General features: G+C 61.8%; 20 protein-coding genes. 9 read left to right on the top strand and 11 right to left on the bottom strand.

The features are described 5' to 3' along the window. Positions 1-24: 24 nt before the first annotated feature. Positions 25-1,656: a peptide chain release factor 3 gene (locus tag HMPREF2760_RS11955; RefSeq protein WP_070520842.1), complete on the top strand. Its 1,632-nt coding sequence runs from the start codon at positions 25-27 to the stop codon at positions 1,654-1,656. Here the strand turns inward: HMPREF2760_RS11955 and HMPREF2760_RS11950 are convergent. Together HMPREF2760_RS11950 and HMPREF2760_RS11945 are read right to left on the bottom strand one after the other, a co-directional pair. After that, entirely contained in the window at positions 1,653-3,218 is a 1,566-nt protein-coding gene (locus tag HMPREF2760_RS11950) for an aspartate-alanine antiporter-like transporter (RefSeq protein ID WP_070597530.1), read from the bottom strand. The two genes, HMPREF2760_RS11955 and HMPREF2760_RS11950, sit on opposite strands and share 4 nt — an antisense overlap. A gap of 122 nt (positions 3,219-3,340) precedes the next feature. Continuing rightward, on the bottom strand, positions 3,341-4,210 hold the full coding sequence (locus tag HMPREF2760_RS11945) for a patatin-like phospholipase family protein (protein ID WP_070530593.1): 870 nt from the start codon (positions 4,208-4,210) through the stop codon (positions 3,341-3,343). A gap of 35 nt (positions 4,211-4,245) precedes the next feature. Between HMPREF2760_RS11945 and HMPREF2760_RS11940 the strand changes: the two genes are divergently transcribed. Continuing rightward, the gene (locus HMPREF2760_RS11940; RefSeq protein WP_070597528.1) at positions 4,246-4,653 is read left to right on the top strand and encodes a hypothetical protein; all 408 of its coding nucleotides are present in this window, start codon (positions 4,246-4,248) and stop codon (positions 4,651-4,653) included. 6 nt (positions 4,654-4,659) lie between these two features. Continuing rightward, positions 4,660-5,205 carry a gamma carbonic anhydrase family protein gene (locus HMPREF2760_RS11935; RefSeq protein ID WP_070597526.1) on the top strand — a complete coding sequence of 182 codons (546 nt, stop codon included), beginning with the start codon at positions 4,660-4,662 and terminating at the stop codon, positions 5,203-5,205. Positions 5,206-5,332: 127 nt separating this feature from the next. Here HMPREF2760_RS11935 and HMPREF2760_RS11930 read toward each other — a convergent pair whose 3' ends face one another. After that, complete coding sequence (locus HMPREF2760_RS11930; RefSeq protein ID WP_070597524.1) at positions 5,333-5,989, bottom strand: hypothetical protein; 657 nt, start codon at positions 5,987-5,989, stop codon at positions 5,333-5,335. 247 nt (positions 5,990-6,236) lie between these two features. Between HMPREF2760_RS11930 and HMPREF2760_RS11925 the strand changes: the two genes are divergently transcribed. The 3 genes from HMPREF2760_RS11925 to HMPREF2760_RS11915 are packed head-to-tail and all read left to right on the top strand — an operon-like array spanning position 6,237 to position 9,739. Then, entirely contained in the window at positions 6,237-7,433 is a 1,197-nt protein-coding gene (locus HMPREF2760_RS11925; RefSeq protein ID WP_070597522.1) for an NAD-dependent epimerase/dehydratase family protein, read from the top strand. Between the two features lie 6 nt (positions 7,434-7,439). Further along, positions 7,440-8,582, top strand: coding sequence for a glycosyltransferase family 4 protein (locus HMPREF2760_RS11920; protein WP_070597520.1), 1,143 nt, complete (start codon positions 7,440-7,442; stop codon positions 8,580-8,582). Positions 8,583-8,602: 20 nt separating this feature from the next. Then, positions 8,603-9,739: a DUF6882 domain-containing protein gene (locus HMPREF2760_RS11915; protein WP_070597518.1), complete on the top strand. Its 1,137-nt coding sequence runs from the start codon at positions 8,603-8,605 to the stop codon at positions 9,737-9,739. Positions 9,740-9,742: 3 nt separating this feature from the next. Here the strand turns inward: HMPREF2760_RS11915 and HMPREF2760_RS11910 are convergent, their stop codons facing one another. Further along, positions 9,743-10,777 (bottom strand): enoyl-CoA hydratase/isomerase family protein, encoded by a 1,035-nt coding sequence (locus HMPREF2760_RS11910; protein WP_070597516.1) that lies wholly within the window; start codon positions 10,775-10,777, stop codon positions 9,743-9,745. A 99-nt stretch (positions 10,778-10,876) separates the two neighbouring features. On the opposite strand from HMPREF2760_RS11910, the gene HMPREF2760_RS11905 reads away from it, so the two are divergent. Next, positions 10,877-11,674, top strand: a complete 798-nt coding sequence (locus tag HMPREF2760_RS11905) for an HAD family hydrolase (RefSeq protein ID WP_239248546.1) — start codon at positions 10,877-10,879, stop codon at positions 11,672-11,674. 58 nt (positions 11,675-11,732) lie between these two features. Here HMPREF2760_RS11905 and HMPREF2760_RS12980 read toward each other — a convergent pair whose 3' ends face one another. Beyond that, entirely contained in the window at positions 11,733-11,915 is a 183-nt protein-coding gene (locus tag HMPREF2760_RS12980) for a hypothetical protein (RefSeq protein WP_070597514.1), read from the bottom strand. 226 nt (positions 11,916-12,141) lie between these two features. Between HMPREF2760_RS12980 and HMPREF2760_RS12975 the strand changes: the two genes are divergently transcribed. Continuing rightward, on the top strand, positions 12,142-14,709 hold the full coding sequence (locus tag HMPREF2760_RS12975; protein ID WP_246823696.1) for an acyltransferase family protein: 2,568 nt from the start codon (positions 12,142-12,144) through the stop codon (positions 14,707-14,709). 69 nt (positions 14,710-14,778) lie between these two features. On the opposite strand, the gene HMPREF2760_RS11890 is transcribed toward HMPREF2760_RS12975, so the two are convergent. Then, positions 14,779-15,099, bottom strand: coding sequence for a putative quinol monooxygenase (locus HMPREF2760_RS11890; protein WP_070529295.1), 321 nt, complete (start codon positions 15,097-15,099; stop codon positions 14,779-14,781). Positions 15,100-15,198: 99 nt separating this feature from the next. Next, complete coding sequence (locus tag HMPREF2760_RS11885) at positions 15,199-15,789, bottom strand: hypothetical protein (protein ID WP_070597512.1); 591 nt, start codon at positions 15,787-15,789, stop codon at positions 15,199-15,201. Positions 15,790-15,936: 147 nt separating this feature from the next. Here HMPREF2760_RS11885 and HMPREF2760_RS11880 point away from each other — a divergent pair, with 147 nt between their 5' ends. After that, a complete protein-coding gene (locus HMPREF2760_RS11880) occupies positions 15,937-16,851 on the top strand; it encodes an AEC family transporter (protein WP_070597510.1) in 915 nt (304 codons plus the stop codon). Positions 16,852-16,887: 36 nt separating this feature from the next. On the opposite strand, the gene HMPREF2760_RS11875 is transcribed toward HMPREF2760_RS11880, so the two are convergent. Genes HMPREF2760_RS11875 through HMPREF2760_RS11860 form a run of 4 tightly spaced genes read right to left on the bottom strand, consistent with a single transcriptional unit; the run spans position 16,888 to position 21,732 of the window. Further along, entirely contained in the window at positions 16,888-18,723 is a 1,836-nt protein-coding gene (locus HMPREF2760_RS11875; RefSeq protein WP_070597508.1) for an ABC-F family ATP-binding cassette domain-containing protein, read from the bottom strand. Positions 18,724-18,772: 49 nt separating this feature from the next. Then, on the bottom strand, positions 18,773-19,711 hold the full coding sequence (locus tag HMPREF2760_RS11870; RefSeq protein WP_070597506.1) for a 4-(cytidine 5'-diphospho)-2-C-methyl-D-erythritol kinase: 939 nt from the start codon (positions 19,709-19,711) through the stop codon (positions 18,773-18,775). After that, complete coding sequence (gene rsmA, locus HMPREF2760_RS11865) at positions 19,708-20,550, bottom strand: 16S rRNA (adenine(1518)-N(6)/adenine(1519)-N(6))-dimethyltransferase RsmA (protein WP_070597504.1); 843 nt, start codon at positions 20,548-20,550, stop codon at positions 19,708-19,710. Before rsmA ends, HMPREF2760_RS11870 begins: the two co-directional genes overlap by 4 nt. Positions 20,551-20,583: 33 nt before the next feature. Then, entirely contained in the window at positions 20,584-21,732 is a 1,149-nt protein-coding gene (locus tag HMPREF2760_RS11860; RefSeq protein WP_070597502.1) for a resuscitation-promoting factor, read from the bottom strand. Positions 21,733-21,787 lie beyond the last annotated feature (55 nt).

The raw sequence follows: 21,787 nt of genomic DNA, 5'->3' as shown, positions 1-21,787 counted from the left end.
CAGCCAGCGGCTAAACTAGCCCGCATGAGTATTGCCTCCGAAGCTTCCCGCCGCCGCACATTCGCCGTCATCGCCCACCCGGATGCTGGTAAGTCCACGCTGACGGAGGCGCTGGCGCTGCACGCGCACGTCATCAACGAGGCCGGCGCGGTGCACGGCAAGGGCAACCGCAAGTCCACGGTCTCTGACTGGATGGAGATGGAGAAGGAGCGCGGTATTTCCGTGGCCTCCTCCGCGCTGCAGTTCGAATACGCCCCAGAGGGCCACGAGGGTGAGCCCTACATGATCAATCTGGTGGATACCCCGGGCCACGCGGACTTCTCGGAGGATACCTACCGCGTGCTCACGGCGGTGGATGCTGCCGTCATGCTTATCGACGCCGCCAAGGGCCTCGAGCCGCAGACCCTCAAGCTCTTCCGCGTGTGTAAGGCCCGCGGCCTGCCGATCATTACGGTGATCAACAAGTGGGACCGCGTGGGACGGGAACCGCTGGAGCTTGTCGATGAAATCGTGAACGAAATCCAGCTACAGCCCACCCCGCTGTACTGGCCGGTGGGTATCGCTGGCGACTTCCGCGGCTTGGCCCACATCAACGATGACGGCGAGGCTGATGAGTACGTGCACTTCCTGCGCACCGCCGGTGGTTCCACCATCGCCCCGGAGGAGCACTACGCGCCTGAGGATGCAGCCGCGAAGGAAGAGGACGCTTGGGAGACAGCCGTGGAGGAAGCAGAGCTGCTGGCAGCCGACGGCGCCCTGCACGACCAGGAGCTCTTCGAACAGTGCGTGACGTCCCCGCTCATCTTCGCCTCCGCGATGCTGAACTTCGGCGTGCACCAGATCCTGGATACTCTGTGCGCCATCGCCCCGGCTCCGCGCTCGCGCGAATCAGATCCGCAGGCCATCGAGGCCGCTACCTCCGCCATCGATGAGGTACGTGAGGTCACCGATGACTTCGCGGGCGTCATCTTCAAGGTGCAGGCGGGTATGGACCGCAAGCACCGCGATAACCTGGCTTTCATGCGCGTCGTCTCCGGTGAGTTTGAGCGCGGCATGCAGGTCAACCATGCGCAGTCTGGGCGCAGCTTCTCCACTAAGTACGCTCTGACGGTCTTCGGCCGCACGCGTGACACCGTGGATACGGCTTACCCGGGTGACATCGTGGGCTTGGTCAATGCCGGTTCCTTGGCACCTGGTGACACGATTTACACGGGCAAGAAGGTGCAGTTCAAGCCCATGCCGCAGTTCGCGCCGGAGGCATTCCGCATCCTGCGCGCGAAGTCTTTGGGTGACTACAAAGCATTCCGCAAGGGCTTGGACCAACTGGCTGCGGAAGGCGTGGTCCAGATTCTGCGCAACGATACGCGTGGCGATGCCGCCCCGGTCATGGCTGCGGTGGGCCCCATGCAGTTCGAGGTCATGCAGGCTCGCATGGAGGTCGAGTACAACGTGGAGACCATCACCGAGCCCATCCCCTACTCGGTGGCCCGCCGTACCGACGCCGAATCCGCGCCCGAACTGGGCCGCCAGCGCGGCGTAGAGATCTTTACCCGCAGCGACGGCGAGCTCATCGCGCTCTTTGGTGATAAATGGAAGCTGGCCTTCATTGAGAAGGAGCACCCGGAGCTCACCATCGAAACACTTGTGGCGGATTAGACCGTGAGCATCAACGGAATGACCACGATTTTGACTATCTGCGCCACCACAATGGTGGCCGCATAGCCAGTCATAATGCGGGAATCCGTGCTGATTCCTGTGGCGTAGTCGACCACGGCAGGCTGGCCAAAGATGCCGGAAACGCCGCCCGCGGTGCGGGTTTCTGACTGGCCAAGGAACCTGTTAGCCACAGCGAAGAGGACGACGACAACCACGGTAATGATGGCGGCGAGAGCCATGCATTTCAGGCCCATCCAGGAGAATGCCGTGGACTGGAAAGCCTCACTTGAGGCCAAGCCCACCGAAGCCAAGAAGATAACCAGGCCCCACTGCTGAAGAGCCAGATTGATTGAAGCCGGAACCTTCCAGGGCACGCGGCGCGTGCGGTGCAGAGCACCGAGGACAAGTCCGGTAATCAATGGGCCCAGCGCAAAGCCAAGTTCAAAGGACGCACCACCTGGTAGCGGAACCACAATGAGCGCGATGAGGTAGCCCAGGAACAGACCACCACCGACAGCAACCCAGTTCAGCTGGGAATACCCCTGAACCGAGTCACCGAAGTAATCACGAATATCGCCCAGGCGGTCTTGATCCACAATCACCGTCACCCGGTCACCGGCATCGAGGTGCGTATCGAAGCTGGCCAGGAACTCTTCATCGCCGCGTTGCACGTGGACAATGCGGCCACCATAGCGCTTGAAGAGGTTGAGGTCCTCCACGGTTCGACCAGCAATATCGGAGTTCGACACCACCACGGTTTCAATGACCAAACGCTTGTCCACGAAGGGCACCTGAGGCTGGCGCTTGCCTAGAGCAGCGGTAAGCTCGTGCCTTTTCGCCTTCGTCACGAGTACGCGCAGGATGTCACCCTTGCGAATCTCCGGATGGTCCCCGGCCACGGTTCGGGTATTGCCACGGCGAATCGTGGCAATAACGAACTGATCCTCGAATCGCTCCACCAGCTCCTCGTAGGTGATGTCCTTGGTTACCCGAATAGTCCGGGAGCGAAAGACCTCCTCCGCAGAATTGTCCTTATCCTTAGTGGCCGGCCAGGACTGCTTGAGCAGAAAAGCTACAAGGAGGATAGCGACGGCCACGCCTACCGGATAGCCCAAGGAGTAGCCCACGGCCGGCAGTTCCTCGCCCGTTTGCTGTTGCGCCACGGCCAGCGATGCCGTCGAGGTCGTCGCACCGGAGAACACGCCCACGGAGAGCAAGGGCGACAGTCCCAACCAGCCGCCCGCGAGAAGCGCCACGGCGGCAGCACCCACCACCGCTATTGCGGCAGTAATCATGTGCTTGAGCTGCTCAGAGAAGCCTTTGAAGAAGCGCTCGCCGGCAGACAAGCCCTGCATATAGATGAAGAGGCCAAGGCCCATCTCCTGCAAGCTGCTTAAAATCGTGCCGTCGAGATCGATAAAGGCGCCGATGGCCAAGCCCACGAACAAGGTGCCGGCTGCGCCAAAGCGCAGCGGGCCGAAGGGGATCATGCCAAATAACGTGCCGAGCAAAGCAATAAAGAAAATGCTCAGCCAAATATTTCCATCAAATAGTGCCAACACGGGAAATCATTGTAAGAAAACACTCAGAAAACTCCATGCATGGGTCCGCTTCTCCTCCCCAGAGGAGGCGCGACTCACACCGTGTTGGCAAAAGTGAGTCGCGCACGACCCCGCTGAGCTCACTAGCTGCTGAGGAATTCCTTCCACGCCGGCCATTCGGCATAGGTCTGCGCGCGCCCAGCCTCATAGTTGGAGCGCAGCTTTGTCACAGAACGCTCAGTCGATGCCACCTGCATATCCTCCGGGAAGAAAAGCTGTGCGCGCCCCTCCTTTTCCAGCTCCAGAAGCCGGTCCTTGGAGGCGTTGTACCGGGCCGGCCGGGCAATCATCGCCTCCGCCACGGCAGGGTACTTTCGGAAGATTCGTCGCAGCGCCGCCGGCCGCCCCACCTCAGGCCGCACGTAGCCACGCGGTTTCGACCCCAGGAACAGGAACTTCTCAAACCCGGCCTTCTCCGCCTGCTCGATAAGGATGCCGCCGGATTCCCCCATGGCGCCGTCGACATACGGCGCACCGTCGATGACGCGCATCGGCATGATCAACGGCAGCGTCGAGGAGGCGCGCACACGCACCATCAGGTCTTCCTGCGTCTTGATGTCTTCACGCCCCCAATACACGCTCTCCCCCGTATCGGCGCGCGCGGCGGAAATGCACACCTGCGCTGGGTTGGCGTCAAAGGCTTCCCAGTCAAAGGGCATGTCCTGGTCCGCAGCTTTCTCGTAGATGAACTCCGCATTGAAGTAGCCGCTACCGCGCAACAGCGAGCCCAGGCCGCCGAAGCTGGGGTTCTTGGCAAAGTCCACGAAGGATTCCTCGGAGCGAACCACATCGCGGGAAAGGAAGTTCACGGTGTGCGAGGAGCCCGCGGACACGCCTCCGACCCAGCCGAATTCCACCTCCTCCTTTAAGAGTTTGACGATGCACGCGGCGGTATAGGAATTGCGCATGCCGCCGCCTTCAATGACGAGTGCTGTATCTTTCGCGTCAATCACACTGCACGATGGTACCCCCGCGCTAGGATCGCGCCATGAGTTTGTTTTCTGCGGTAAAGGATATCGTCGATAAGCTCGGCGGCTCCCCCACCGTCCGCTTGGCTTCCCCGGATCCCCACGCCGTCGAGGTCTCTATAGACCACCTGTCCGTCCACACGGCCGGCAGCCTCATCATCCTGGTTACTTCCCCAGCCGGCGCACAAATACTCAGTGAGGTGGCGCGCTCCGGCGAGCCCGCGCGCTTAAATGGCTCTAAGACCACGGTGCACCTCTCCCCCACGACAAAGGCACAGCGTCCGGTCCATGATCCCAAGCGGGGCTGGGCCATCCCGCTATCCCCTGCGGAACGGGACACGCTGGCCCAGATCAGCGCCACGCCCGGCGACTATGAGGTCTCCGAGTCGCTTGCGGTCTCCATCGAAACCACCCCTGAAGAAAGCTAGCCTGCCATGCTCATCCTCCCCTTCCAAGGGCGTACGCCCCGCATCCACCGCAGCGCCTGGATCGCCCCGAATGCCACCATCATCGGTGATGTCACCATCGGTCCGGACTCCTCCGTGTTTTATGGCTCCGTGCTGCGCGGGGACGTTGGTTCCATCCGTCTAGGCGCCCGCGTCAATATCCAGGACAACTGCGTCATCCACGTTGAATCCACCGAGCCTTGCGTGCTGGAGGATGACGTCACCGTGGGCCACATGGCCATGCTCCACGGCACGCGGGTGGGCGCGGGCACGCTCGTCGGGATGAAAGCCACCCTGCTTTCGGGCTCCACCGTGGGCCCTGGCTCTCTTATTGCGGCCGGCGCGGTGGTGCTCGAAGGCCAAGACATTCCAGCCGGCGCCCTAGCCGCCGGGGTCCCAGCCAAGGTGCGGCGCGAGCTGAGCCCTGAGGAATCCGCCGCCTTCATCCCGCACGCCGCGCGCTACGTCGAGATTGCTAAAAATCAGGCGCTGCTTGGCGACGCCCTCCCTCTCGATGCCGTCCTCTACGACTAGCTCCGCAACTGCCGTTGTTGACAAAACTCTTAAGCCTGCCGCACGATCTGGCCAGAACTTTGGCAACTAGGGCAGTTCCACCACCGCGAAGCTAGGACAGCTGCCGAGTCGCTTTAAAGGCAAGACTTTATAGCAGGGCGAAGAAACCCATGACCACAAGGAAGGCTGCCACGCCGTAGCCGCTCCACAACGCCACGGTGGTGGAGTTCTCCCGCGCCCACGCGAAGGCGCGTCCGGCCCAGGACTCTGGCTTCGCCCGCACAAGCGCGATGAACAATCCGCACACAGTCGGCAATGAGAGCGCAAACGTGGCGTAGAAAAAGAGGCCACCATACTTAACGGTATTGCTAAAGTCCCCGGCCGCTAGGTGCATCAGGCCATAGAAAAAGGGCACGGAGGTCAAGGACTGGATAACGCCCATGGCATAGCCCACCACAACGGTTTTAGCCGAAGGAGTGCGCAGCGGGCCGAGCAGTTTCTGCACCATGTCATTGGGTTCACCCTTGGAGCGCCAGGCTAGAAGTCCCAGAGCAAGGCCAATGACTACCAGCCCCCACCCCAGCAGAGGCGATTCCAAGGCCGCGGCAACCTTGTCCTGGATTCCGACGAACACAAACATCACCACAGCGGCGGCGGTGAGCACACCGAACCAATCGCCGACGATGACGAAGGCCGCAATCTTGCGGTAGCTGCCCCGCGGAAGCATGATGCCGATAGCCACCAGGATTCCGATCAGTAGAGCGTTGACGGAATCGGCAAAGGCATTGAGCACGGCTTCGAGCATGCGGGCCAGTGTACAGGGCGCGTTTGCAGAACTTACTCTGGACACCGAGCCTCCTGCGCTCTGCACCATGCTTTGCTCTAGTGGTGCAGCCCGAGGAAACATTCACTCACTGTTTACCGTTAAGGGCCCTCATGTGAGGGCCGTCAACGGTAAGGTATTGAAAAGTGCTTGCCGCCGCGACGGGTTTCTCCCCCGTCGCGGCGGCACCCTAACTCATGCCCCCGACAGAGATGTGGAGAGATAAAAAATGAAGGTAGCGATTCTCGGCGGAGACGGCTTCTGTGGGTGGCCCGCTTCCCTTTATCTCTCCGACCAAGGCCATGACGTCATCATCGTGGACAACCTCTCCCGGCGCGCCATCGATGAGGAGTTGGGCGCGGAATCCTTAACACCTATCGCTTCCATTGAAGAGCGCCTGGCTGCGTGGACCGAGGTCTCCGGCAAGACCATCGGCTTTTGCAACCTCGACGTGGCCCAGGACTACGACGGCTTGTTGGAGTTCCTGAACACCGAACGCCCGGATGCCGTGGTGCACTTCGCTGAGCAGCGCGCCGCGCCCTACTCCATGAAGAATTCGCGCACCAAGCGCTACACGGTGGATAACAACATCAACGCCACCCACAACCTGCTCGCCGCCATCGTGGAATCTGAGCAAGATATCCACGTCGCCCACTTGGGCACCATGGGTGTCTACGGCTACGGCACCGCCGGAATGAAGATCCCGGAAGGCTACCTGGATGTGCAGGTGGATACGGGCGAGGGGGGCGTCGTCAAGCAGCAGATCCTGTACCCCTCCAACCCGGGCTCGGTCTATCACATGACGAAGGTGCTGGACCAGCATCTTTTTGCCTACTACGCCAAGAACGATGAGCTGCGCATCACCGATCTGCACCAGGGCATCATCTGGGGCACGCACACGGAGCAGACCCAGAAGGACGAGCGCCTTATCAACCGCTTTGATTATGACGGTGACTACGGCACGGTGCTCAACCGCTTCCTCATCCAGGCCGGCATTAGTTATCCGCTGACCGTGCACGGCACCGGTGGCCAGACCCGCGCCTTTATCCACATCCGGGACATGGTGCGCTGCATCGAGCTAGCTTTGCAGAACCCGCCGACGCGCGGTGAGCGCGTCAAGATCATCAACCAGATGACAGAGACCCACCGCGTGCGTGACTTAGCGGAGTTGGTTGCGAAGATCTCTGGCGCAGAGGTGGCCTACGTGCCGAACCCGCGCAAGGAATCCGCGGAAAATGAGCTCCACGTTACCAACGACACTTTCCTCAACCTGGGGCTGGAACCGACCACCTTGTCTGAAGGGCTGCTGCACGAGGTGGAAGAAGTCGCGCGCAAATACGCCGACCGCGCTGACCGCTCCAAGATTCCGGCGCAATCGCTGTGGACGCGCCAGCAGCACGCCGGCGTCCCCTCCACGGAGGCCTAGTCCTCCGTGCGCATCGCAATCGTTACCGAGGTCTTCCTCCCCAAGATCGACGGCGTGGTCACGCGCCTGACGCGCACTCTGGACCAACTGGCCGCGATGGGCCATGAGGTCCGGATTTTTGCCACGGGCAAGGCCCCTGCAACCTACGCCGGCTTCGAGGTCACCCGCATACCCAGCTTGTCACTGTGGGTCTACCCGGAAATCAAATTCGGCTTGCCCTCGTGGAAGTTCTTCAAGGAAATCAGGGATTTCGATCCCGATGTCATCCACGCGGTCAATCCCATTTGGACAGCGGCGCTCGGTGTCTTTGCCGCGCAGCGCGATGCCGTGCCGCTGGTGGCTAGCTTCCACACCAACGTGCCTGAATACGTCGATGCACTGGGCATCGGGTGGACCCGCCCGCTGACTGAGGCCGCTCTGAAGTACCTGCACAACCAGGCTGCGGTGAATCTCTGCACCTCAGGCCCCATGGTGGATAAGGCTCGGGAGGTGGGGATCCACAACGTGCACCTGTGGCCCAAGGCTGTCGATACGCAGGCCTACCACCCCATCCGCGCCACCGCGCAGATGCGCGAGCGCCTCACCGGTGGTAACCCGGACTCCCCGCTGGTGACCTATATCGGGAGGGTCTCCAAGGAAAAGGACTTGGAGCGCCTCGATCACGTGATGCACCTGGTTCGGGCAGAGCTTGGTGACGCCCGCCTTGCCGTCGTCGGAGATGGTCCTGCGCTGGAGGAGCTCAAGGCCAACTTCGATCCTTCGCACACCGTGTTCACCGGTTACTTGTCCGGTGAGGAGCTCGCCGCTGCCTTCGCTGTCGGAGATGTCTTCCTCTTCCCCTCCGCCACGGAGACACTGGGCCTTGTGGCGCTAGAGTCCTTCGCCTCGGGTGTGCCGGTCATCGGCACGAATGCCGGCGGTATTCCCTTCGTCATTGAGGAGGGCGTTACAGGACATCTCATCGAGCCCGATGCCGATGATGAAGCCTGGGCCAGCGCTACCGTCAATCTTCTTCGTGACGCCACGCGTCGGGAGACGATGGGTGCTGCCGCCCGCCGCGAAGCCGAAAAGTATTCCTGGGTAGAATCCACCCAAGCCCTCCTTCAGGCCTATGAGGAGGCTATCGAGCATCCCTTCTTCAGGGAATAAAACCAAGTCAAGGAGCACTAATGGACTCAGCCCAGGACCTGTACTCCGCTGGCGCCTTCATTCAAGCCGGCATCGACGCCGCGTTCTCCTCACGCTTGGGCGACGTGCGCGACGTCGAGGTGAACTTTGCATCTTCCGACTCCGAGCCCGCCACCGATCAGCGTGCAGTGGTGCGTTTTACTACCGCCTCTGGGACCTATGATTTCGATGGCCTGCGCCTAGCCACAATCCAGGATGGCCGCTTGCACTGGTCTACGGGGTTGACGGAACACGCGCCGCAACCGGAGTTCCACGGTCCGCAGCCCGATTCCGCCCTGCTGCGCGGCTTGGCGCGGCGGCTGGTGGGTGACCGCCCAGTCATCCGCGTCCCGCAGGGCGAGGGCGAGGCGCTCGTCGCCGTCGACTTCGCGGAGATCCACCCGGATCCCCGTGTCAGCATCCTGGCCGGGCTTGAGCATACGGGGGATATTGAGGGAGGCGTCGACGAACGCCTCGCCACCGCCGAGCTCGCCTCCTATGTGGGCATGGCAGCAGATGTTGTACAAGGCCTCGCGCACTTCCACGGCACCCGGATCACGGCTCTCCCCCATCCCTCGGGCCGCGGCGGGCTCAGCGCACGCGATGTGCTGGCCGACGCCCACTTTATGGCCACCGAGCACAATTTCTTCCTGGAGGCCCGATTCCCCAACCTGTGGGCTGACCTTGACCCTGACACGTCGCGCACCGTGGTGAACTCCGATTATGGTTCGCTTACGGTTCCCTCCCATCTCATCGCCACCCTCAACGCCACGACGAACACCTTTACGTGGGCATGGGCGGACGAGCTCTCCGGTTCCATGTCCGCCCACGCCGCGGCGAACCTTCGCCGCTTCGGATATGACAATGCCATCCCCGAGCTGATTCGCGCCCGCGTACCCATCCCCGAGGCACGCTCTCTGCGCTTGCCGCAGTTAGCCATGCCAATTCTGGGGCTGTGGACCCTGCTGCCAGTGCAGCTACCCGACGGCCGCCAAGGCCTGGCGCTTTCTGACGCCCCCGCGTTTCACCTGCCCGCGCCGTCACGGGCCGCCGCGCAGGCCACGCTCAATGTTGCGGTGCCGGCGGGAGTGGATGAGCAACGGGCGCGCGCCGCTTACCAGCGGGCACGCCCGCTATAACCGCTAGGAGCTGAGCACCGCGCGGAATTCTTCGACGTCAACGTCCTCCGTGGTCGCCGGGTTAAACGCTGCGTCCTGGGTCTTGTCCACCAGTACCGCACGCACGCCTTCGGAAAAGTCGGGGCGGCGGTACATGTGCATGCCCAGTTTGAGTTCTAGCAGGAGCGCCTCACGGATGTCGTCGACAGCGGCTTCCGCCTCATAGAGCTCATTGGCCGCGATGATGGCGGCTGGGCACGCGGCTGCCATGAGGCGACGCACCTCGCCGGCAATCTGCGGGCGCTTGTCCAGCTCCGCGGAAATCTCCTCCCACGTGGGCAGCGCGAAGGTCTCCTCCAGGTCTTGAGCCACCTGCTCGAGCGGTGCTGGCTGCTGTGGCGCGGGTAGGGCCAGCTCTTCCAGTGCGGCATCAATACCGCGCTCGATAGCGGCTTCAATCAGCTCGGCTGCATCCTTGACCACGTGGGTTGCCACGCCCGTCCACAGCATGTCCGCGGCATACATGCGGTACCCGCTCAGACCCCAAAACTTTGCCAAACCCGGCGAGGCTACACCGCGGGTGCCCACCATGCGCTGGGCCGCATAAGCTACTCCGACGTCCGTGACGTAGCCGATATTCATCTCCGGCATCGAAGCGAAGGCCTTCTCCGTCACCACGCGGTGCGAACCGTGCAGGGAAATGCCCAATCCACCGCCCATGACGACGCCGTCGATGACGGCGATGTAGGGCTTCGGAAACTCGGCGATATCGCCGTTGGTGAGGTACTCGCTGGCGAAGAAGGCATCGACCTCTTCCAGCTTGCCTTCCGCGATTCCCTCCCGCGCGTGGCGCACGTCGCCGCCTGCGCAGAATGCCTTGGGACTGTTGGAGTAAATAAGGACCTGCTCGATGTCGTCATCCTGCGCCCACGCTTCGAGGGAGCGGCGGATGATGTCAATCATGTCCGGGTTCAAAGAGTTCAGGGCCTTCGGCCGGTTGAGCTCGAGAACTCCGGTGTGGTTGCGCACGGAAACGAGTACTGGTTCAGTCGTAGTCATGCGCACCAGTGTTCCATATCACAAAAGTTTCAGCCACCTATTTCTTGGCGCTACGTTGGACATGGTTCCCCGCCTCTAGCCCAACACTTTTAGATTGGTGTGACTTACTTGCTCCCACAACTTGTTGCCCTTGATATGGACGGCACGCTCCTCGACGCGCATGGCCAACTCCCTGCAGACTTTTCGGAGCTCCAGGACCTGGCCACTGCCCGCGGCTGCGAACTGGTTCCGGCCTCGGGGCGCCAACTGGCCACCTTGAAGGACATGTTCCCGAAAGGCGAAACGTTTATCGCCGAAAACGGCTCGGTCATCATGCGCGGCGGTGAGATCATCGCGGCATTCCCGCTTGCGGAATCCACCGTGCACGCGGCACGAGAGGCTGCTGCGGCCATCGGCGTGGAACATACCGTAGTTCTATGTTCCCCGGAGACCGCCTACGTTGCACGGGATGTGTCAGACGCGGCACGTACAGAGATTGCAAAGTACTACAAGGCGGTCACTTGGGTCGATGACTTGGATGCAGTGCCGGATAGCAACATCATCAAGATTGCTATTTTCTGCGAATCCGGTACTGAGGCGCACATTTACGATCCCATCGTCCGCGCCGTCCCGGAGGACAATGTCGCCGTATCCGGCAAGGTCTGGCTCGATGTGATGGCCCGCGGCGTGGAAAAAGGTACGGCGCTAACTAAGCTCGCTGAGCTCGCCGGTATTCCGATCGCAGCCACTGTGGCCTTCGGTGACTACCTCAATGATTTCGAGATGCTGCGCGCCGCCGGGACGGCTGTGGCCATGGAAAACGCGCATCCTCAGCTGAAGGAAATCGCAGATATCATCGCCCCGGCTAATACCAACAACGGGGTTAGCACCGTCCTTCGCCAGCTTTTGCGCACCTAACACGCTCCCCCGCAGCCTTGCCCGAGTAGCCCGCACGCACAGAGTAGGATTACTCGGGTTACTGAGCCTCAGTACCCGAACCCCGGTGTCTACCTGCGGAGTGTGTAGTGAAGAAGTTTTTGCGGTCGATGATGTCACGTTTGGCAAAGGGCGAGTCGTCTGCATCGAGTCCCGCTCCGTCCTCCTCGGCGGATTCCTCGAAAACTACCTCGTCTTCACCCGCTGCAGCTTCCGCACGCACTGCGCCTGCTACGCCCTCTCAGTCCCCGCCACCTGCTAAGTCCACCGCGCCTGCCGCGAACGATAAGCCTGCTAAGGCAAGCGCCCCTAAGACTCCACCGGCACCCACTGGGCACGGACCCCGTAATGCCCAGCGTCCTGCCGCTCGGCCTGGCCGCGTACGCCCGCGTTCGGCTGAAGACTTCACTCTAGATCTGACTCCGGATGCACTTCCCAAAGCCTCGGCGGTGAAAAAGGCCAAACTAGTTAAGGCCCGCGAGGAAGCCGAAGTAGCTTCGGCCAGTCGGCGCGGCCCACGTCGGGCCATTCCGCGGCATCCGAACCCGCACGCCCCCGCCCAACGACGCCAAGCACCTGCAACGCCCAGCGCCGACAAGGCTTCAACAACCAAGCCATCACAAACTCAGCCCGCTGCGAAGCAGCCACCTGCACACGGCGACAAAGCACAGTCTCCTTCCCCGGCTCCAGCACACCCCAAACGGCAAGAAGGAGCCGAAAAGGCCACGTCGGCCCAGAAACCCAAGAAAGCCCCGGCGACTGCAAAGGCCAACGAGGAGACAAAGACCGAGGCGGCCGCAAAGCCCCGGGAAACCACAACGCCTCAGAAGAGCAAAGAAACTGGGGATTCCAAGCAGCCTGAGAAGAAGGCTTCAACCGGCACCGAGAACGAGATTTCGCGTGCTCTGGCCCGCCGCTCGCAATCCGTCGGGGCGTTAAGCGCCAAGCAGGAAAAACGCCGATCAGAAAAGCGGCGAGTAGCACAGGCTTCCCCCACTGCCGCCGCTGCAGCCGCCCCTGCAACCGCAACCGTCGCGGCGGGCACAGCCGCCGCAGCTCCAGCAGCTGCTTCTGCGTCCGCCCGCAACGCAGCCGCCTCTGGCCCCACTGCCCCCACTGCCCCCGCTGGCTCAAAGCGCCGTGCGCGTGCCCGCCTGCGCCAAGTGCCGGGCCTGGATGGTCTGCGCGGTCTAGCGGTCCTCGCCGTGGTGATCTACCACTTCTTCGGGGATATTCTCCCCGGCGGCTACCTCGGTGTGGACATGTTCTTTGTCCTTTCCGGGTTCCTCATCACCTCGCTGCTTGTTCGCGAGTTCAACGTCACTGGACGCATCAGCCTCAAAGGCTTTTGGCTCCGCCGCTTCCGGCGAATCCTCCCGGCCGCACTCATAGTCCTGTCAATATGCACAGCGATAGTGGCGCTCATTGGTGGGGACCTGGCCGTTGGCATCCGCGAACAATTCTTGGGCACGTTCTTCTTTGTCAACAACTGGACCCAAATCGCCACGAGCCAAACCTATTTTGCGCCTAATGAAGTGCAGGTTTTCGCGCACTATTGGTCCTTGGCCGTCGAGGAACAGTTCTACCTGATCTGGCCGCTTTTGATGTTTGGCGTCTTTGCCATTTCCCGCCGCAAACCCAAGCGCCTGCCCATCGCCGTATCGCTCATCCTCGCCATTGCTTCAGCCGTCGCCATGGCACTGCTCTATAGCCCAGGCGAGGATCCCACGCGTGTGTACTACGGCACCGATACCCACGCGTTCGGTCTCCTCATCGGCGCAATGCTGTCCCTCCTCATGACCTCCACTGACAAGGACATGGACGCGGATTCTTGGCCGGCCGCAAACAAGGGCATACTCGCCGGAACCGTTGGTTCCTTCGCATTAGTTGGTTACCTCGCGCAATTGGTGTGGATGGGCGCAGATCGGGATTTCACCTACCGCGGCGGCCTCGTCCTTACCAGCGTCCTCGGCGCGGCAATGATTTGGGCAGTGGTGCGCGAATCTGGTCCCCTCACGTGGATCTTCCGCACCCGTGTGATGCGGTGGCTGGGCCAGCGCTCCTTCTCCCTCTACCTCTGGCACTGGCCAGTGGTAATGATTGTCCACGCGCTGTCCGACGCCCCCTCCTGGCTCCTAGGCCTCCTTTCGCTTCCGCTGAGCTGCGTGCTGGCTGAGGTGACCTACCAGTTTGTAGAAAACCCCTTCCGCCGCGCCGGATTCCGCCCTACGTGGCACGCCTACTGGGCTGCACGCCCCAGCGCGCAAGAGGTCAAAGATGGTTTTGGCAAGGCCATGTGGCCTGCCGTTCCCGTCCTCGTTGTTCTTTCCGTACTGGGCGTGGGCTACGCGCTGGTGACTTCGGAGGATAAGAGCGAACTGGAGCGCGAGCTCGAGCGCATGGCGCTGTCCAACGAACAGGCGGAGAATTCTGCCCCGGCTCAGTCATCGTCTGTCCCCGCAAAGCCTTCCGAGACCACGAAGCCGAAGGAAAAGCGTGCGCTTCCCACTGGAAACGAGATTAGTGCTATCGGTGATTCCGTCATGCTCGCTGCCTCCGAGGCTCTCAATGAGCGTTTCCCGGGCATTAGCATCGACGCCACGATCTCCCGCCACTATTCGGCAGCCCTTCCCGTCATCAAGGCGCAGAAGGATTCCGGGCAGTTGCGCTCCACCGTGTTTGTGGGTTTAGGAACAAACGGGGCTACGTTTGAGGGCCAGATGGACGAGCTCATCGACATCGTCGGCCCCGAGCGCACGCTGGTGCTCGTCTTGCCCTACGGCGAGCGCGATTGGATGGGACAGGCACGCGCCGAGATCATTGACGCCGCGACTGCTCACGACAACGTCTACATCGCAGACTGGTGCGGCATGGCTCAGGAGAACCCGGCCATGCTTTACGACGACGGCGTCCACCCGCTCCCCGAAGGCGCACATCTTTACGCGGATGCGCTGTACGACGCCGTGGAGCAATACGCCAACGAGGAGAAAGACCTCACCACCGTCTGCTCCCGCTAGCTAAAAGCCCCTGATGATCGCTAAAAGCCGCCCGGCTTCTGCCGGGCGGCTTTTGTAAACGCGTGGGGTTTAGACCGAGAATTCAGCCATCTTATCCCATGCCGTCTTACCAGGAATGGAAGTATTGATGATGTCCGGGGTCTCTACCAGGTACTTCGGCAGCTCCTCGCACGAGCGCTTGAAGTGCTCGGTGTTGACGTGGTCAACATCAGTGCCGTCCTTGTAGGACTCGAGGAGCAAGAAGCGCTGCTTGTCTTCCGGATCACGGAACCACTTGAAGTCAATGCAGCCGGGCTCTGCCTGGCAGGCCTTGGTGTACCAGTCGATCTCTTCCAGGAAGGTATCGGCGTACTCGGGCTTGACGTGGAACTGTACGTTGATCAAAATCATGGGCCCCACTGTAACCTTCTCCGCGAAAACATGCAGAAGGCCCTGCCTGTAGCGGCAGGGCCTTCTGTAATAGCGGCTTATCACCGGCCGCATGAAGGTCTACTTGTTGAAGAAGTACTCCGCAACGTAGACGTGGGTGCCGTCGAAGGCCTGCGCAACGCCGAAGCCGGTGCCGTCAGTCTTGGTCACAGGAACATCGCGGTTGAGCCAGTTCACGCGATCCTTAGCTTCCTGCTCCGTGAGCTTGTAAATGTTACCGCTGCCCTCTTCCAAATGAGTCAGGCCATCGCCTGCATTGTCCTGGAAGGTAACCTTGCCGGCCGCAGCCTGGTTTGCCCACTCCTGGGCAATGTTCTTGGCGTTGGCATCTTCGTGGTGGCCCTGCTTAATCAGGTGGGCATGGGTTGCGCCAACGAGCTCATCGGCCACCGCCGGGGTCGGCTTCTTGATGAAGTCCGGCAGCTGGACGTTGTACTGCTTAGCCAGGTCATAAGCCTGCGCAGGAAACTCAACTTCAAAGGAGTTAACCTGCTCCATAGCCTGGGAAGACAGCTGGTTCAGTTCCTGGGGCTGTGCGGACGATGGGTTAGCCGGGGCGGCCTGGGCCGCGGAGACCGAAAGAAGGGCGGTGAGGGATACTGCCACGGCGGAGGTAGCGGACAGGCGGGAAACACGACGCAAAGAATTCATAACTACCACCGTGCCATAAGTCCGCCCGCCTTGAAAAAGACTTCCCGGTCATACGGCATTTTCGATATCACTTTGTTATCAGCTGCCGGTGGAAAGGACCGGCGTGGAAGAATGTGCTTTTAGGATTCTTCGAGAGGTTGTTCACTGGTGCTGGATGTCTTAACCGGGTTTGCCATCATTTTTGTGGTTATCGGTGTGGGGTTCTTTCTGGGTCACCGGGGCGTTATCGGCCACGGTGAGGCGCGCCTGCAGTTCAACCGCACAGCGTTCTGGGCTGCGACTCCGGCGCTCATCTTCTCCAGCGTGGCCACCTCGGATACCTCTGCTTTTATGTCTCCGGTTGTCGCTGTCATAGCGATTGCCTCGGTTGCCACGATGGCGCTGTATGGCTTGCTCAGTGCGCTGTTCTTCCGGCGGAGCGGGGCAGAGACGATGGCCGGAGCGGCCGCGGCCAGCTACTACAACTCCGTCAACATCGGGCTGCCCATCGCCACCTATGTCATCGGTGATGCCACCTTTGTGGTGCCAGCACTCGTGCTCCAGATGGCAGTACTCTCCCCCTTCATCATCGCCGGTCTCAATGCACAGGGGACAAGCCTGCGTTCAATAAGCAGCTCTGTATATTCTGGGCTCACGGCGCCGGTTGTCATCGCTGCCGTCGCCGGTTTCATCGTTTCTGCGGCTGGCTGGAAGGTACCCGAAGTCATCATGGCTCCCCTCGAGATCCTCGGCGGGGCCTCCATCCCGATGATCCTGATGAGTTTCGGCGCTTCCCTCACCGGAGACGGGTTGCTGGCTAGCGACCGCCTACCAACCATGACCGCCACCGTGCTCAAGCTCGTAGCCATGCCAGCCATCGCCTTGGCGACGGGCCTAGCCTTGGGCCTGAGCGGCAACGAGCTATACGCGGCACTCATCTTGTCTGCGCTTCCGACCGCGCAGAATGTTTATAACTACGCCGCGACCTACCAGTCGGGAGAGACGGTGGCGCGCGATACGGTCTTCCTCACCACTTTTCTCTCCTTGCCGGCCATGCTCGCCATCGCAGCATTGTTCGGGTAGGGCTGGCCTTCGCTGGCGAGCACTAGCCGTCGAACGCTAGCCTTCCAGCTTCTCCCCCAGCTCCAGCCATTCCATCTCTAGCTCCTCGCGCTCGGCGGCCACCGCTTTGAGGTCGGCGTCGAGCTTGGCCAGCTCGCCGCTGTCTCCCTCTCCGGAAGACATCTTCTCCGCGGCCTGCGCCATCTTTTCATTCAGCTTCGCCGTCTTATCGTCGAGCTTGCACATCTTGCGCTCCAGCGCGTTCATCTTCTTGGTCAGCTCGCGCTCCTCCTGGGAACTCAGCCGTTTTACCGGGGCGGTTTCCGTACGCTGATCGTCGGCGTTCTTCGAGACCTCGCCCAAGTCGAGCACACCGGCGGTGGTGGCGGCTTCCATCTCCTGGCGGCGGCGCAAGTACTCCTCGATTCCGCCCGGCAGGTTGGTGAGCTTGCCATCCCCAAACAACGCATAGGTGTTGTCCGCGATGCGCTCAATGAGGTAGCGGTCGTGAGAAATGACCACCAAGGTTCCCGGCCACGAGTCCAGCAAGGATTCAAGCTCTTGGAGGGTATCGATGTCGAGGTCATTCGTGGGCTCGTCGAGAAGCAGCACGTTTGGCTCCGCCATGAGCACACGGGTCAGCTGCAAACGGCGGCGCTCACCGCCCGATAGATCACCGACGGGTGTGCGCTGGCGCTTGGCGGAAAAGCCCAGGCGCTCGGCCAGCTGGGAGGCAGAAAGCTCTTTCTTGCCCAGGTGGACGTAGGTGGCGACGTCTTCGACAGCGTCGAGAAGCCGGCGCTGTGGATCCAGGTCATCGAGCTCCTGGCGCAGCCAGCCCAGGCGCACGGTCTTACCCTCGATGCGCTTGCCAGCGGCAAGCTCGACTTCGCCAGCAAGCGCGCGCAGCAGCGTGGTCTTGCCGGAACCATTAACGCCGACGAGGCCAATGCGCTCGCCCGGCGCCAGCCGCCAGGTGAGGTGATCTACCAGCGTGCGGCCATCTGGTGTCGTGACCTTCGCATCCTCGAGCTCGATGACGACTCGCCCCTGGCGCTGCTTGGAAAAGGCCATGAGCTCAACCTTGTCGCGCGGCGCGGGAACATCCGCGATGAGCGCCTCAGCCGCTTCGATGCGGTAACGCGGCTTTGAGGTACGGGCAGGCGCCCCGCGGCGCAGCCACGCCAGCTCTTTGCGCGCCAGATTCTGGCGGCGCTGCTCGATGGCATCGGCTTGGCGGGCGCGCTCAGCGCGGGCAAAGGTCCAGTCGTTATAGCCGCCCTCGTAGGCATCGACGACGCCGTCGTGCACCTCCCAGGTCGTGGTGGCGACGGTGTCGAGGAACCAGCGGTCGTGCGTGACAACGACCACCGCCAGCTTGCGCGAAAGCAGGTGGCTGGCCAGCCATTGCACGCCCTCGACATCGAGGTGGTTGGTCGGCTCATCGAGTACCACGATGTCAAGATCTTGAACGAGTGCGGCGGCCAGGTTGACTCGGCGGCGCTCACCACCGGAAAGTGAACCGACGGGAGTGTCCAGCCCCAGGTCAACGATGCCGAGGCCACCGAGAACATCGCGCACCTTCGCGTTGGATGCCCACTCGAAGGTTTCTAGCCCGAGCGGCTCAATGATGACCTGGGCGATGGTGAGGGACTCCTCCAGCTCGAACCGCTGGGTTACCACCGCCATGCGCAAGTCCGAGTTGTGGGATACGCGGCCCGCGTCCGGTGGCTCAATGCCGGTGAGGACCTCCAGCAGCGTGGTCTTGCCGCCGCCGTTGACGCCGACGATGCCGATGCGGTCACCGGTTTGAACACCGAGGGAGACCCCGTTCAGCAGGGTCTTGAGCCCGAAGGACTTGGTTACGTTTTCGAGGTTAATGAGGTTCGCCATAGCGAGAGTTCATCTTAGTGTCTCAGCGTGGAAATCTGGCTGCAGGCCTCTACACCAGCGTTGCACCAGCAGCCGGCCCATAGGTCACCAATCCGCGGGTTCCGCGGTTATCGGCGCACACCTGGGCCACCACCTCCTGCGCGGTCTCCTCGTCTTCGCAGAGGAAGGCGCAGGTAGGACCGGAACCGGAGACAATTCCCTTGAGGGCACCGGCGGCCTCACCAGTATCCAGAATCTTGCGCAAGTCCGGGCGCAGCGAGAGCGCTGCTGGCTGGAGGTCATTGTGCATCACTGCGGCGAGCTCACGGGGGTTGCCACCCACGAGGGCTTGCCCCACGGCTTCAGTATCGAGGTGCGGGGTACTTCCGCGTCCGGCATCCCGCAGCTCATCCAGCTTGCGGAATACCGACGGCGTGGACAAGCCCTCAGCATTGGTGATGATCGCCCAGATATAGCGCCCACGCGCCAGCATCGGAGTCAGAAGCTCACCGCGGCCGCGTCCCAAAGCCGTGCCGCCCATGAGGGTAAAAGGCACATCGGAGCCGAGTTCCGCGGCGAGTTCGTAGAGTTTTTCCATGCTGAGAGGCTCACGACCAAACTCAGCGCTCAGCGCGTGATTGGCCAAAAGCAGGGCCGCGGCGGCATCGGCAGACCCGCCGGCCATCCCGCCGGCAGCGGGGATGTTCTTTTCCATCGTGAGCGTGCCAGCTGCCGGTAGCATGAGGTTTTTCGTCACCAGCTCCACCGCGCGCCATGCCAGGTTCTCGGTCGATGCCGGCACGCCTGTCGCGTGGTTACCCGTGACCTCCACGGCACAGCCCTCGCCCCAGCGGTAGCTCACGCGGTCGTGTACATCGAGGGATTGGAACACGGTGGCAAGCTCGTGGAAACCATCCGCGCGGGCCTCGCCCACACCCAGGTGCAGGTTAACCTTGGCGTGGGCATGCGCCTGCCACAGCTGCATGGAATCAGTCACTGTATTACTCATGAGGCTTCCGCCAATCGGACGAAGTCCTCTACTCCTAGCTTCTCGCCGCGCAGGCGCGGATCGATATTCGCCGCGCGCAGCGCCTCCTCGGCTGCCGCGGCGGAGCCATAAAAGCCCGCCAAGGCGGCGCGGAGGGTCTTACGGCGTTGGGCAAAGGAGGCGTCGATCAGCGCAAAAAGCCGCGGGCGCAGCGCCTCGTCGAAGGGACGGGTGCAGTCAATGCGCACCAGGCCCGACTCAATCTTCGGCGCCGGCCAAAACACGTTCTTCCCAATCGTCCCGGCTTGCCTAACCGGGCCATAAAAAGATGCCTTCACACTAGGAATGCCGTAGACCTTGCTGCCCGGAGCGGCAGCGAGGCGCTCAGCAACCTCCAGCTGCACCATGACCAAAACGCGGCGAATGGATGGGTAGACCTCCAGCAGGTGGAGCAACACCGGTACCGCGACGTTATAGGGCAGGTTGGCCACCAAGGCGGTGGGCTCCCCCAACTCGCCCGCCTCAACGGTGAGCGCATCCTTTTCCACGACCGAAAGACGGTCAGCAAAATCGGCTGCGCGCGCGGCCACGGTATCTGGGAGTTTGCCAGCCAGACGCGAGTCAATTTCCACGGCCGTTACGTGCGCAACTTCCCCCAACAGACCTAGGGTCAGCGAGCCCAGCCCGGGGCCCACCTCAACCACGCGGTCCTCTGGGGACAAGTCGGCAGCAGCGACGATGCGGCGGATGGTGTTCGGGTCATGCAGAAAGTTCTGGCCCAGCTTCTTCGTCGGCGTCACGTCAAGCTCAGCGGCGAGTTCGCGGATCTCCACTGGGCCCAGCAGATGGGGTTGAATCATACCACTCAGACTAATACGCGTGGCTCGTAAGCTTTAGCGCAGGCCGAGCTTGGCGGTACACGCAGGCCATGCACCCCAGCCCTGCGCGGCTTGAACCTTCTCTGCCACAGCGATCTGCTGCTCGCGAGAAGCCTGCCATGCCTCCGGGGCATACTCGGTGCCACCAAAAGCAGCCCAGGTCGACGGGGTGAACTGCAGGCCACCGGAGAAACCATTGCCGGTATTGATTGCCCAGTTGCCGGTTGCCTCACACTGTGCGATGGAATCCCACACGGAGCCATCCGCAACGGCCGGGGCGGTGGACTTCGGCTTGGTTCCGCGCGCAATCACGGCAGCAACGGCCTCCCTGCGCACGTCTTCCTTGATAATCTCGTTGGATTCTTCCTTGCCGTTGACCTTGACAATCTTGCGGGTCACGGCGCGCGAACCGGGGGTTCCCTCCTCGCGGACTTCCTCAGTGCCTTCCTCGAGCTCTGGGTCATCGACATAATTAGCCGGCGCGTCAAAGTCCTCCGTCTTTTCCTCTTCGGAGATCTCGACGCGGTCCACAGTAATGGCGGTACCCGCCTTCACCGGCGTATCCAGAGCTGGGGATACGCGGTCATCCTTGCCCACCGTGATTCCACGAGCCTCAAGCACGTCCCCCACAGTCTTGGCCGCAACGCTGGCATAGGAAACGGAACCGCCGTCAGTAAGCTTAACGATCTTCGGGGACACCACTTCAAGGTTCATTCCCTCAGTCACCGTTTCATCCTCCTCCACGGTCTTGGAACCGGAAGTGATGGCAGCACCCGGGGCGATTCCATCGAGGCCACCCAGCAGGTCAGACACCGTGAGATCGGTAGACGAGAGCTGCTTTTCGACGCCATCGATGGTAACCGCGACAGGCTTGGCAGTGCGAACGGTGATCGAGTCACCGTCAGCGACCTGCTCCGACAGGGCCGGGTAGACAACGTCTTCTCCCCCAACGTTGACTCCGGCAGCCTCTAAGGCAGCGTTGACATCACCGGCGAAAGTGGCCAGCTGAGTGGTCTCGCCGTTCACGTCAAGCGTGATGTCCTTCTGCGTGCTGACGGCAACGACGCCGCCCACGGCTAGGGTGCCAAGCACACCACCGGTAGCCATGCGCAGCGGCAAAGAGCGGGAATTGTTGATTCGCTTGATCTGCTTCTTCGGGGACATAAACCTTTACTCGTCTTCACGATGCTTCGTGTTCACAATGCAGGAACCCGCATTC

Source organism: Corynebacterium sp. HMSC065D07 (assembly GCF_001810695.1).
Taxonomy (GTDB): domain Bacteria; phylum Actinomycetota; class Actinomycetes; order Mycobacteriales; family Mycobacteriaceae; genus Corynebacterium; species Corynebacterium hesseae.
Note: the sequence above shows the minus strand (reverse complement) of the source record. Positions and strands in the feature narration are given on the sequence as shown.